Genomic DNA, 12,478 nt, shown 5'->3' with positions numbered 1-12,478 from the left:
ATGAGGATCGGATTAACCGGCGGCATTGCTACTGGAAAAAGCACCGTTGCCCACCTATTAGTGGAGCTTGGAGCGCTGCTGGTGGATGCCGATCAGGTAGCAAGGGAAGTTGTTTTGCCAGGGGAGCCCGCTCTAGCGGCGGTCGCCTCTGCGTTTGGACAAGCTGTGTTACATAAAGACGGTACACTTGATCGGGCAGCGCTCGGCCAAATCGTATTTAATAATAAAGCGCAGCTGGGGCAGCTTGAGGCGATTTTGCATCCGGCTATTCGGTCTACGATGCAGCAGCGAATGGCTGACTATGAACGGCAGCATCCAGGCAAGCTGGTCGTTGCTGATATTCCGCTGCTGTATGAGACGGAGCAGGACCATTTATATGAAGGCGTGCTTGTTGTGTATGTGCCAGAGCATATCCAGTTGGAGCGCCTGATGGCGCGCAACAACGTAGATGAGCAGGAAGCAAGGCGGCGCATGGGGCTGCAACTGAGCATGGAAGAGAAGAAGCGCAGAGCTAATTGGGTCATCGACAACAGTGGAACGCTGACGCAGACGAGGGAGCAGGTTCAGGCGTTTTGGCAGAGCATGGGTCATACATGCTGAGGGCCAAGAGAAGAAAGGTCGCTCGTAGAAGGCTGTTTTTGCTATTATTTATTATCATAGTTGTCATTATTGTCGCTCAGCCCGCATGGATGCTCAAGAAGCTCTATCCTATTGATTATAAGGCCGATATTCGGGCAAGTGCCATTAGCTATCAGGTTGATCCCCATCTGGTGGCGGCCATTATTAAAGCGGAGACGAATTTCCAGACGGGCAAAGTTTCGAAGAAAGGTGCGCTCGGACTGATGCAAATTATGCCGACCACCGCCAATTGGATTGTCGAGAAGGCAGGCTTCGAGCAGGTGACAGAGGAGACGCTGCGCAATCGTGCTGATGTGAGCATCGAGCTGGGGGTATGGTATCTGGCTTCGCTGCACAAACAATTTGATGAAAATAATATCGTTGTCATTGCTGCCTACAATGCAGGACCAGGTAAAGTCCGGCAATGGCTCGATTCGGGGGAATGGGACGGCACGTTCGAAGAAGCCGCTAAAATTCCATATAAAGAAACACGCGATTATGTACAAAAGGTTGTGAAGTATTATAATAAGTACAAAGACTTGTACCCGGAACTTGAGCCGTAAACAGGAAGAAGCTTTGGCTGCTCGTCACTTCAGGACTTAAGCAGCCAAAGCTGTCTGTTATTACAAGAGCTATTTATTAATGGGAGCCCCCTGCAAGGGATTGCTCAGCGATTTGTACCAGACGGCGGGTAATGTACCCTCCGATGGAACCAGCGTCCTTTGTAGCCATGTTACCGTAGTAACCGTCTTGTGGAATCGCGATTCCAAGCTCTTGAGCAACCTCGAATTTCATTTGGTCGAGTGCTGCTGTCGCTTGTGGTACAACCAGTTGGTTGCTGCTGCGGTTTGCGCTCATGTGTGTTCACCTCCTCGCGGTTGGTAAAAGTATTATGTGCGAAAATCCGAACTTCATTACAGGGATTGTTTGGTAATTTTTAGGGATAGCTTAGAAGGGAGGAAAAGAGAATGAAGTGTCCATATTGCGACTACTCCGGAACGAAGGTGCTGGACTCGCGTCCCGCTAACGAGAACAAGTCCATTCGCCGCCGCCGGGAATGTGAGAAATGCAAAAGCCGCTTCACGACGTTCGAGATGATTGAGGAAACGCCGCTCGTTGTCATCAAGAAGGATGGCAGCCGTGAAGAGTTCAGCCGTGATAAAATTTTGCGTGGTTTAATCCGTGCTTGCGAGAAGCGCCCCGTGCCCGCTGAAAGGCTGGAGGTTGTCGTTTCTGAGGTAGAGAAGGAGCTGCGCACAACTGCACACGCCGAGGTGGAGAGCCGTGTCATTGGCGAACTGGTGATGGGACAGCTGTATCCAGTAGATGAAGTAGCTTATGTCCGTTTTGCTTCTGTTTATCGGCAGTTCAAGGACATCGATATGTTCATGAAGGAGCTTAGCAGTCTGCTGTCGAAGGACAGCTCACCCAATGGAATGAAGGATTAAATCTAATGCTGCTTCCGAAGCAGCGGTATGAATAGATTGGAGAAAACAGCGCCGCTCCAGGCGTTGTTTTTTTGTTTTTTTGTTTTTTTGCGTTAGAACGCCTTAAACAATAGTGAGTTGAATATTAAAACAGTTAAGTGTATAATTATTCATTGTTGAAAGGGAGGTTTTTTTATATGTCATTCAAAATTAGGCTGGCGGAAAAGAAGGATATCGGCAGCTTGACCGAATTAATGCACGACTATATCGTAGGCTTCTATCAAAATCCTTGGCCGGGCACACCAGAAATTCATCAATTAATTGAGCAGCTGCTGGAAAAGCAGGGCGGTATCCAGTTTGTCGTAGAGAAGGAGCAGCAGCTGATTGGCTTTGCTACTTTATATTTTACGATTAGTACAATGAAGACAGCGCGGATTACGCTAATGAATGACTTTTTTCTGCTGGAGCCGTATCGGGATACGGAAGTGGAGGAAGCGCTATTTTTGACATGCAGAACGTACACACAGGAGCAAGGCTTTGCTCATATGTTCTGGATAACAGCTCCGCAAAATAAGCGGGCCCAACAATTTTTCGCTAAAATGGATGCGGTTCAAGGCAGCTGGGTGAACTATACAATTGTCTAGAAAGCCTGATAAACCGCAATAGTATCCTTCAAGTAACTACACCACTTTCAAGTGCGTACTTCCTCAAATGTCGGAAAGGGGCTAGACTAAAACCTGTAGCAAGGTTAACAATTTCCAACATTTGATGAAGGAGTGTGCGTATACATGGAATTGCAATTGGCGCTTGATTTGGTGAACATTGAGGAAGCAAAGGTTTTGGTCAAAGAGGTTGAGTCGTTTATCGACATCGTTGAAATCGGAACACCTATCGTTATCAACGAGGGTCTGCATGCGGTAAAAGCGATTAAAGAAGCTTTCCCTAACCTCAAAGTGCTGGCCGATCTGAAAATTATGGACGCTGGCGGCTATGAAGTGATGAAGGCTTCCGAAGCGGGTGCGGACATTATTACCGTTCTTGGTGTTTCCGACGACTCCACCATTAGGGGCGCGGTTGAAGAAGCTCGCAAGCAGGGCAACAAAATTATGGTCGATATGATTAATGTGAAAAATATTGAAGCCCGTGCAGCAGAAATTGATGCGCTTGGGGTAGACTATATTTGTGTCCATTCCGGCTATGATCACCAGGCAGAAGGCAAAAACTCTTTCGAAGAGCTGGCAGCGATCAAGCGTGTTGTAAAACAAGCTAAAACCGCAATCGCAGGCGGCATCAAAATCGATACGCTGCAAGAGGTTATTTCGGCAAAGCCTGATCTGGTTATCGTAGGCGGCGGAATTACGGGTGTTGAAAATAAATCCGCAACTGCATCGCAAATGCAGCAGTGGATCAAACAGGCCTAAAGCTGATGCGTATTAGTCAGCTTGCAGGAGAAATCGTACAGGAGCTGGAGCGGCTGACGCAGCTCATTCCGGATGAAGCCGCAGGCGAGCTGGCTGATGCGATTATGCGCGCGCCGCGTGTTTTCGTCTCAGGCGCTGGACGCTCAGGCCTGATGGGCAAAGCTTTTGCAATGCGGCTCGTGCATATGGGCTTTGACGCTTATGTGGCTGGCGAGACGGTGACGCGTGCACTCGGCAAAGACGATGTACTTGTGTTGGGTTCGGGCTCAGGCGGGACGAGCAGCCTCATTGCGATGGCACAAAAGGCGGAGGCGCTCGGCGGCAAGCTGGCTGTCATTACGACGAATCCAGAGTCGGCGCTTGGACGTGCGGCGCATATCGTCGTAACGCTGCAAGCTGCGGCGAAGGAAGAGCAGGATGGGGCCAAGCAGACCGTGCAGCCGATGGCTTCTCTTTTTGAACAAGGCCTTCTAATTTTCTATGATGCGGTTATTCTTAGCTTGATGGAGAAGAAAGGGCTTAGCGGCAACACCATGTACAGCAATCACGCGAATCTGGAGTAGCAGGTGGCGCGCAGCATAGCTGGAAGCTGCTTCATCATGTATACTGGGAAGGAGGGGGAATGGATATGGCTCAGGAATTAAAGGAACGTATTAATTTACGTGAAATCAACTGCGAGAAGGAGCTTACGCTGGCCGTCATTGGGGGCAAGTGGAAGCTGATCATATTGTGGCATCTTGGTCTTGAAGGAACGAAACGTTTCAGTGAGCTGAAGAAAATGATTCCCCATATCACCCAGAAAATGCTGACGAATCAGCTCCGCGAGCTGGAGGAGGATTTACTGGTTGAGCGCAAAGTGTATGCGGAGGTTCCGCCGCGAGTGGAATATACGTTAACGGCTTACGGCGAAAGCCTGATGCCTGTGCTGCGCATGATGTACGATTGGGGCAAAAACTACGGCGAGGAAGTCGTATGGAAATAGCGGCAATAGCAGCTTGATAGCTAAGGAAGGCTGGGGTGAGGGGCAGAGGATGCTTCTGGCTTCGGCCTTTTTTTTGATTTGAAATCGGAACCTATAATTGGTGAAGTTGTTCATGGCTGTGTTTCCTATTAAAATAAAATGATATCTAGCATTTATATTTAAATATAAGGAGAGGCTAATGGTTGACTACACATGAGGATGAGCAGTTTGAAGATCTAAGCCCGGAAGAGCAACAGGTTCTTGAAGAGGAGAGCGATAAGCTGGTTGAGTCGAAGGTATTTTTGGATATGTTGGAGCAAGGTAATTTGTTGTACGGTGCGATGAATTTTCGCTTCTATAATGTAGGAGGAACAGCTAGCGAGCGCGAGGAATGGTTAATGGATACACTAGGGCTTGCAGCAATCGGCATTCCGGATGTGCAGTGCCACTTTTATGATTTAGACCCTAACGAGGTAGCCCAAAATTTTGGGAATATCGCCTATTATTTATTTGAAAATGGGGATGTTATCAACGATGGAGAGACGGTCGGCGGAACCGAGGACATACGCTGGCGCTGTGAGCATCAATATGCTCTTGCCGCACCACGACGCGTCGTCCTCGACCTTGATCCGGGAGAGCCTTATTATGCCGGTATGCAAGGGGGAAGCAACGACAGAAAAGACTGATGCAGCAGCTTGTACAAGACGCCAGCCGTTAAGGCTGGCGTCTTTGCGTTTAATCCATTTTCAATATGATGAGCCTGTCATGCTTAATAACGGCTGCCAAAGGTGCTGCCGACAGGAGCAAGCTCATTCAAGCTGGATAGCTCTTCAGATGTTAAGCGGATGGATAATGCCTCTACATTTTGCTGCAAATATTTCACACGCTTTGTGCCCGGAATCGGAACGATATCGTTTCCTTGCGCGGTTACCCACGCCAGTGCGATTTGGGCGGGAGTCACTCCTTTTTGCTGGGCGAGCAGCTGTATCCCTTGGACGATCTTCCTATTTTGTTCGAATGCCTCTTCAGAAAACCGGGGATTATACATGCGCCAGTCGTCTTGTGCCAGTTGGCTTCGACTTGAGAGAGTGCCAGTCAAAAATCCTCTTCCAAGCGGGCTGTAGGGGACAAAACCGACCCCTAATTCTCTGCAAGCATTCAAAATACCCAGTTCAGGCTCTCTGGACCATAAGGAATATTCCGTTTGAACGGCTGTAATGGGAAAGACAGCGTGAGCATCGGCCAATTGTTGAGAGGTTACTTCTGACAGGCCCAAATAGCGGACTTTTCCTTCTTTCACGAGCTCAGCCATGGCTCCAACCGTCTCTGTAATCGGAACATTAGGATCTGCTCTATGCAAGTAATACAGATCGATGTAGTCCGTGCCCAAGCGATGCAAACTAGCCTCACAGGCTTGCTTCACATACTGCGGCGTTCCATTGTAGCCTAGATGCTGCGTTTTATTGCGTAAAGAGCCAAATTTCGTTGCGATCTGCACAGCTTGACGATGCGTCCTTAACCCTTTGCCAACCAGCTTTTCATTTGCACCGATGCCGTCCTCGTCATAACCGTAAATATCCGCCGTATCAAAAAACGTAATGCCTAACTCCAGAGCGTGACTTAGCGTGCTTAAAGACTCTGACTCATCCGTTGCCCCATAAAATTCGGACATTCCCATACATCCTAATCCCAAACGGGATACTTGCAGTCCTTGACTACCCAATGCCAAAGCTTCCATGGTGTTCAAGCCTCCTTTTTATTTCTACATTTCTTGAAGATAACAATAGCACGTGAAAAGCTAAAAAGTAAACTAAATAATCTAAAAAAGTTCAATTAGTACACATTGTTCAAATTTTTGTGGGATTGGGTTATAATTCGAGGTATGAAGAATTAGGAGGCTTTACCCCATGGATACGAAATCCCCTTCATTGGAGAAGAGAAATAAAACGATCCAAAAGCTAATTATAAAGATTATACCCGTGCTGCAAAAAAACGGATTTTCCTCGCTGAAGATGGATGATGCAGCTAAATATATGGATATTAGCAAGGCGACCATGTATAAATATTTTGCTTCCAAGGATGAGATCATTGAAGCGGTTGTAGGTCGCTACGTGGCATATATTTCGGACATGGTGCAGGACTGGACCTTGACCGATCATTTGTCCTATGTCAAATCCTTTGATAAAGTGTTCCAGCAGTCTTTGCTTATAGCGGCTTACTTGTCTGATATTTTCTTGCAGGAGTTAAGCAGCCTGTATCCACACTTATATGACAGGCTTTCAAATGAGGTTGAGCTGCGCAATGAACAGGTGAGGGAGTTTTTTGACAGGGGGATGGAAAATGATGTGTTTCAGCGTCTGAATTCCGTTATTCTCCTTATTCAAATGGACACGATGCTTAGGAAAATGATTGATCCCAAGCTGCTGATGCTCCATCATTTATCGCTGAAGCAGGCATTATCCGATTATTACAAAGTGATGAGACACCAAATCATAAAATCTGAATTCGTAAACTTAGAAAATAGTTCGGAGATGGATTTGTTTTTGAATCAGATGGTTCAAAAGCTGTCGAGGCAATAGGGGAGTGGCGCTCCGTGCGCGTGGAATAAACCCCGGGGGTTCGCTCCAAGGCATTCCATATAAAAGAAATGCCACCAACGTTGTATGATGACGTTGGTGGCGTTTCTTTTATATGCAGTCTAGGGAGGGGATATGCCTCTTCAATGTCTCTTCTAATTCGAAGCGGGACTTGTTATGATTCAGTGCGTTCTTCCCCTCGTAAAAAGCCAGCCGCCTGCCACGAAAGTGAGGAAAAGAATAAGATTAAATCCAACGCCCGCCAATAACGAGCCATTGAATAATAGGGCTTTGAAAAAAGAGACGACATGAACGCGCAGCGATGGAATCGACGTTCCAACCGGGATCGCCGCAGCGATCAGAGCCCATAGCAGCCAGCCGGTAAAGCGGTAGTAACCGGAGATCAGCATACTTAGCAGCGCCATCGCCATCAAATAAAAAACGGTTTGGTAGAGAAAAGAACCTGCCAAGCCAAAATCATCCCAATGAAATGCTTCTATAAGACCAACCGTGCTCTCGTGATCCTGGAGCACATTTACTTCAACATGAGTCCACAAAGAATTAAGCAAAGCGAGCACTGCTGCCCAGACAGCAAAGACGAATTGAAGTCCCCAAAAATATTGCTTTCGGCTTGCTCCTAATTGTACGATGCGTTTGTAATAACTGAGTGGCAGCACGATAGCCAAAAGAAGCAAAATGAGAATCAGCATGTTGCCAGCCGAAAGGATAGTACCTCCACTATTGTTAACAAGAAGGTTAACAATAAACTCCGCCAGTCTGCCAAGCACAGTTAAAATAATGATAAACCAGATGTAAATCCTCATTTGCAAATAGGTTGCCTTTAGATGAACGGTCAATGCCCCCACTTTAGTGACCTCCTTCGATCAAATACGAGAAAAACCTTTGAAGCGACATATTTTCAATCGAAATGTCCATCATGAGGGCCTGCTGCATGTCCTTATCGTTCAACGGTTCATAAATAGCGGCAAGTGTGCCGTGGCCATAGGATTCCGTATACAGTACGCGTTTCCCGGCTGTGAACGATTTCACTGCTTCCGAATTTCCCCGAATAGAAAAAGCCGCCATTCGTATTTGATCCAAATCATCATGAAGCAGAATGGAGCCATCTTCAATGATATAAACTTTTTCTGCGACAGGGACGATTTCGTCAATTAAATGCGTAGACAGTAAAATCGTTCGAGGGTAATTTGCGTAATCTTCCATTAACTCTTTGTAAAACTTTTCACGCATCAAAAAATCAAGTCCGAGCACTGGCTCGTCGAATAATGTCAATGGTGCCCGGCTGGCCAGACCAATGGTGTTTCCTACGAGTGAACCCGCGCCTCTTGATAGCTGTCTGATTTTTTTGTCCGGATCAAGCCGAAACGTTTGGAGCAGCTTATGAGCTAATGTCCAATTCCAATTGGGATGAAAACTCGCAGCAAACTGCAAAATTTCGATCACTCGCGCTCCTCCGAAGCGTTTGTTATTCTCCGGTACGAAACAGAAATCTTTCGGAAGTTCTCCCCTGCCCAGCTTTTTTCCTCTTACCTCAATTGTGCCGTCATTCGGCAGGATTCCGCCTGCGATTAAGTTAAGCAACGTCGATTTGCCAGCGCCGTTTCGCCCGAGCAAGCCATAAATGACGTTCTCTTCCAGCTGTAGATCCAGATTCCGTAAGGCGTAAGTTCGACCGTATTTTTTAATTAATTTGTCGCAACTCAATACGATGCTCACGATGCGTTCAATCCTTTCTCAACTGCTTGATCATGTCTACGATATCGCCGGTTGTCAGCTCGAGTTTGTCGGCTTCGATCAGCAGATTGGACAACATTTCCTTATAGAAACGCTCTCTTCGCCGATTCTGAATCTTCTGTCTCGCATCCGTTGAGACATACATGCCAAGCCCTCTTTTTTTGTACAAAACACCTTCATTTACGAGCAGGCTAATCCCCTTGACTACGGTCGCTGGATTAATTTGAAACAGCTGAGAAAACTGAGCCACGGAAAGAATTTGCTCGTCAACTCGAAAGGTTCCGTTCAGAATATCGTCTTCAATTATATCAGCTACCTGTTGATATATTGGTTGCTTATCGTCGAAAGTGACGTTCATTGCCTCACCACTCAGCATCGTAGTTTGTTTCCCATCTAGTAGCAAACCATATCTTATGTACAAACAATTGTCAACAAACAAACGCAGGAGAAAACAACGGGCAACTTTTTTTACAACAGCTCCGGTTATTGACAGTTATCCAATCCGGTATTATAGTATACTACATTAGTAACATACCAATATACCTAGGGCCTGACCTGGCCAATAGAGTATTTGGAAAGTATAATCCAATACGATATGGGGAGCTGTAAATATGGGAGCTTTAATCGAATTCAAAAAGGTAACGAAAGAATACAAAATAGGCGAAGTGCCTATCAAGGCTCTTAATGGTGTTGACTTTTCCATAAATGCGGGTGAATTTGTCGTTGTTCTTGGTGCTAGCGGCGCCGGTAAAAGCACGATTCTGAATATCCTTGGCGGTATGGATAACGCTACTTCAGGTCAAGTGTTTGTTGGCAATGAAGAAATTACAAGGTTGAGCGAAAGAAAATTAACTGAATATCGCGGTGAAAATGTTGGCTTTGTATTTCAATTTTATAATTTGATTCCGAATTTAAATGCGCTGGAGAATGTTGAATTTGCCACGGAAGTATGTCAAAACCATCTCGATGCCAAAGACATTTTATATAAGGTTGGACTAAGGGACCGCATACGAAATTTTCCTTCCCAGCTCTCTGGCGGGGAACAGCAGCGCGTTGCGATAGCGAGAGCGGTCGCTAAAAATCCGTTGCTTCTACTCTGTGATGAACCGACTGGAGCTTTGGATTACGTTACAGGGAAGGCCGTCTTAAAACTGCTTCAAGATTTGAACAAGGAAACGAAGAAATGTGTTGTGTTGGTCACACATAACACGGCGATTGCTCCAATGGCGGATAAAATCATTCAGGTGAAAAGCGGAAGGATCGAAAGCATTACGGTGAATCATAACAAACAAAGCGTTGAAGGGATCGAGTGGTAAGGATGAAGTTATTTAAAAAGTCATTAAGGGACATCAAACAATCGATCGGGCAATTTTTCGCCTTTGTGTTGGTAATTGCAGTGGGCGCTTTTTTCTATGCGGGACTGATTACGTTAAGCAATAATCTTAATCATTATACGAAGGCTTATTTTAAAGAGCATAATTTAAGCGACCTGAATGTCTATTACAACCACATTACAAGTCAGGACTTGGCGGAATTAAGCAAAATCCAAGGTATAAACAAAATCGAAGGACGGTACAGCTTCAATGCGACGCAAGCTTTTGAAAATACGAAAGCGACCTTAAAGGTCCATTCTATCCCTGTAAACAATAAAATCAATACACCTTTGATGATTGAGGGCAGGATTCCGTCGCATAACAATGAAATCTTGCTAGATTCCCATTATGCTAAAGAGCATCAGTACCGAATCGGAGAGCAGCTAAATTTAAATGTGAAGGACAAAAATGTGATATTCACCATTAGCGGCTTGGGCGAGAACGTGGAATATGCCAAAAAGAACGAAATCCAAGATCATAAAGCAAATGGATTTGCGTATGTGGCTGAAGCGGGAATACTACGACTCACAGACAGCTTGTACTATAATGAGATCTTGGTTGATGCTGAAGAAGGCTTCAACATTGACCGGTTGGGTCAAGCCATTGAAGCAAAATCCAAGTCTCTCTCCTATGTCGAACATATGAGTAAAGAGCGATCATTCAATTATTCTCAACTCCAACAAACGATCAAAAACAATCAATTGATGAGCAGTGTTATTCCGTTGGTTCTCTTTATAATTGAAGCGATTATCCTATTCCTCACTATGTCGCGAATTATTGATTCTCAACGAAACCAAGTAGGTATCATGAAGGCATTAGGTATAAAAAACAGAAACATCATGCTTCATTATATGGGATACCCGATACTGGTAGGGATCATAGGCTCCATTCTTGGTTGCGTCATTGCCGCTAATGTATTTATTCCATTAGTAAGGGCGTCAAATGCAAATTCCTACTCGCTGCCTGACATTACATTCTCGCTTTCCTTCTTCTCTGTAATTCCACCTATCCTGTTTTCGAGTGCATTTGGAATGCTGGCCAGTTATTTGAGCAGCAAAGCCATACTTCGAGAATGTGCAGCCCAGGCAATGCGCCCAAAACCGCCCCTAAAAATGAAAAAGCTGCTCATCGAACGAATTCCGAGGATTTGGGGTCGTATTCCCTACAGCTACAAGCTCATTTTAAGAAATATATTTTTAAATAAACAAAAAGCGTTAGCGAGCTCCATTGGTGTAGTGGTGAGCACGGTTTTATTGATTACTGCTTTCGGTACTCAAACTTCCTTGCAAAAGGTAGCTGACCAGGTTGCTGAGGTGAATACCTATGATTTAAAAGTCGATTTCAAGAAAGGAGCAGCCCTGGATACTTTGCAACTGCCCTCCAGCGTTAAAAGCAGTTATGGTCTATCCACCTTTCCAGTAAAATTCATAAAGGGCGATAACGAAAATGCTACGTTAGTGGTAACGGAAAAAGAAAACAATCTCATTACTTTCTTCGATGAAGATGACAATCGAATCGCTTTGGAAGACAATGGTGTGCTGGTACCCAAATCGTATGCCGACCACTATAAGATTGCGGAAGGCGATACCATTCAACTCAAGCTCACCGAGTCAGCGTTTGCCAATAAAACAGTCGATATGAAGGTTGTAAAAATAACCAACCAGTATGCAAATCCTTCCTTTTATTGCACGACAGCTTATCTCGAGAGCCTTGGCATCGCCTACAAGCCAACCTCGCTATTAGTGGAAACCAGCTCCACGAGCCTTACAAGCATTCGCCAATTTTTTGAACAAACTCAGCAGGTAGATGCATTTGAAGATAAAAATGATCTTAAGAAATCGGCTGAATTTATTTTGAAGCAAAATAGTTTTATGTTTATCATGTTTATCATTAGTGCCGTCGTTCTTTCTTTTGGCGCCATTTATACGATATCTTCCATAAACATTTATGAACGAAACCGTGAGATGGCCACCCTAAAGGTATTAGGCTATCCCAAGCATAAAATAAACCGGTTAATTTTCTTTGAAAACATCATCCTCACCGCCTTTGCGGTACTTGTAGCGTTACCAATCAGTGGCTATATGTATGACCTCGTTGTCATGGGGCTTTCCAGCACTCATCAGCAAATCCCGGATCAAATAAGTTTGTTCGTCATGCTGAAATCTGTTATTCTTGCATTCGGGCTCACGATTTTTTCGAGCTTGCTGCTTCGAAGAAAAGTGTCACGAATCAATATGATTGAATCCTTGAAAAGTATCGAATAGTGCAGCGGGTGCGCTGTTAGCATTCCATACAAAAAAACGCCACCGCGATAAGTGGTGACGTTTTTTGTATGGAGCCTATGGGA

The 12,478-nt window shown here is 45.3% G+C and carries 16 protein-coding genes; 11 read left to right on the top strand and 5 right to left on the bottom strand.

What is annotated here, in order from left to right; translation table 11 throughout:
* Together coaE and ASF12_RS04655 are read left to right on the top strand one after the other, a co-directional pair.
* Entirely contained in the window at positions 1-600 is a 600-nt protein-coding gene (coaE, locus tag ASF12_RS04660) for a dephospho-CoA kinase (protein ID WP_056030176.1), read from the top strand.
* Between the two features lie 38 nt (positions 601-638).
* Entirely contained in the window at positions 639-1,181 is a 543-nt protein-coding gene (locus ASF12_RS04655; RefSeq protein WP_327204894.1) for a lytic transglycosylase domain-containing protein, read from the top strand.
* 76 nt (positions 1,182-1,257) lie between these two features.
* On the opposite strand, the gene ASF12_RS04650 is transcribed toward ASF12_RS04655, so the two are convergent.
* Positions 1,258-1,476 (bottom strand): alpha/beta-type small acid-soluble spore protein, encoded by a 219-nt coding sequence (locus ASF12_RS04650; protein ID WP_046230244.1) that lies wholly within the window; start codon positions 1,474-1,476, stop codon positions 1,258-1,260.
* A gap of 110 nt (positions 1,477-1,586) precedes the next feature.
* Here ASF12_RS04650 and nrdR point away from each other — a divergent pair, with 110 nt between their 5' ends.
* From nrdR to ASF12_RS04620, 6 genes are all read left to right on the top strand, one after another.
* Entirely contained in the window at positions 1,587-2,066 is a 480-nt protein-coding gene (gene nrdR / locus ASF12_RS04645) for a transcriptional regulator NrdR (RefSeq protein WP_046230243.1), read from the top strand.
* A gap of 176 nt (positions 2,067-2,242) precedes the next feature.
* Positions 2,243-2,689 (top strand): GNAT family N-acetyltransferase, encoded by a 447-nt coding sequence (locus tag ASF12_RS04640; protein ID WP_056030170.1) that lies wholly within the window; start codon positions 2,243-2,245, stop codon positions 2,687-2,689.
* A gap of 144 nt (positions 2,690-2,833) precedes the next feature.
* Complete coding sequence (gene hxlA / locus ASF12_RS04635) at positions 2,834-3,466, top strand: 3-hexulose-6-phosphate synthase (protein WP_056030167.1); 633 nt, start codon at positions 2,834-2,836, stop codon at positions 3,464-3,466.
* A 5-nt stretch (positions 3,467-3,471) separates the two neighbouring features.
* Positions 3,472-4,029 (top strand): 6-phospho-3-hexuloisomerase, encoded by a 558-nt coding sequence (hxlB, locus tag ASF12_RS04630; protein WP_056030164.1) that lies wholly within the window; start codon positions 3,472-3,474, stop codon positions 4,027-4,029.
* A gap of 65 nt (positions 4,030-4,094) precedes the next feature.
* On the top strand, positions 4,095-4,448 hold the full coding sequence (locus tag ASF12_RS04625; RefSeq protein WP_046230239.1) for a winged helix-turn-helix transcriptional regulator: 354 nt from the start codon (positions 4,095-4,097) through the stop codon (positions 4,446-4,448).
* A 182-nt stretch (positions 4,449-4,630) separates the two neighbouring features.
* The gene (locus tag ASF12_RS04620; protein ID WP_235533041.1) at positions 4,631-5,113 is read left to right on the top strand and encodes a DUF4261 domain-containing protein; all 483 of its coding nucleotides are present in this window, start codon (positions 4,631-4,633) and stop codon (positions 5,111-5,113) included.
* A gap of 83 nt (positions 5,114-5,196) precedes the next feature.
* Here the strand turns inward: ASF12_RS04620 and ASF12_RS04615 are convergent, their stop codons facing one another.
* On the bottom strand, positions 5,197-6,165 hold the full coding sequence (locus ASF12_RS04615; RefSeq protein WP_056030160.1) for an aldo/keto reductase: 969 nt from the start codon (positions 6,163-6,165) through the stop codon (positions 5,197-5,199).
* A gap of 169 nt (positions 6,166-6,334) precedes the next feature.
* Between ASF12_RS04615 and ASF12_RS04610 the strand changes: the two genes are divergently transcribed.
* Positions 6,335-7,006, top strand: coding sequence for a TetR/AcrR family transcriptional regulator (locus ASF12_RS04610; protein ID WP_056030157.1), 672 nt, complete (start codon positions 6,335-6,337; stop codon positions 7,004-7,006).
* A 179-nt stretch (positions 7,007-7,185) separates the two neighbouring features.
* Here the strand turns inward: ASF12_RS04610 and ASF12_RS04605 are convergent, their stop codons facing one another.
* The 3 genes from ASF12_RS04605 to ASF12_RS04595 are packed head-to-tail and all read right to left on the bottom strand — an operon-like array spanning position 7,186 to position 9,134.
* On the bottom strand, positions 7,186-7,869 hold the full coding sequence (locus ASF12_RS04605; RefSeq protein WP_056030154.1) for a hypothetical protein: 684 nt from the start codon (positions 7,867-7,869) through the stop codon (positions 7,186-7,188).
* A 1-nt stretch (position 7,870) separates the two neighbouring features.
* A complete protein-coding gene (locus ASF12_RS04600) occupies positions 7,871-8,740 on the bottom strand; it encodes an ATP-binding cassette domain-containing protein (RefSeq protein WP_056030152.1) in 870 nt (289 codons plus the stop codon).
* A 7-nt stretch (positions 8,741-8,747) separates the two neighbouring features.
* Positions 8,748-9,134 (bottom strand): GntR family transcriptional regulator, encoded by a 387-nt coding sequence (locus ASF12_RS04595; protein WP_056030147.1) that lies wholly within the window; start codon positions 9,132-9,134, stop codon positions 8,748-8,750.
* A gap of 235 nt (positions 9,135-9,369) precedes the next feature.
* Here ASF12_RS04595 and ASF12_RS04590 point away from each other — a divergent pair, with 235 nt between their 5' ends.
* Positions 9,370-10,074 (top strand): ABC transporter ATP-binding protein, encoded by a 705-nt coding sequence (locus tag ASF12_RS04590; protein ID WP_056030144.1) that lies wholly within the window; start codon positions 9,370-9,372, stop codon positions 10,072-10,074.
* 2 nt (positions 10,075-10,076) lie between these two features.
* On the top strand, positions 10,077-12,395 hold the full coding sequence (locus ASF12_RS04585) for an ABC transporter permease (RefSeq protein WP_056030141.1): 2,319 nt from the start codon (positions 10,077-10,079) through the stop codon (positions 12,393-12,395).
* Positions 12,396-12,478 lie beyond the last annotated feature (83 nt).

Origin of the sequence: Paenibacillus sp. Leaf72 (genome assembly GCF_001422685.1) — a bacterium.
Taxonomy (GTDB): Bacteria; Bacillota; Bacilli; order Paenibacillales; family Paenibacillaceae; genus Pristimantibacillus.
Note: the sequence above shows the minus strand (reverse complement) of the source record. Positions and strands in the feature narration are given on the sequence as shown.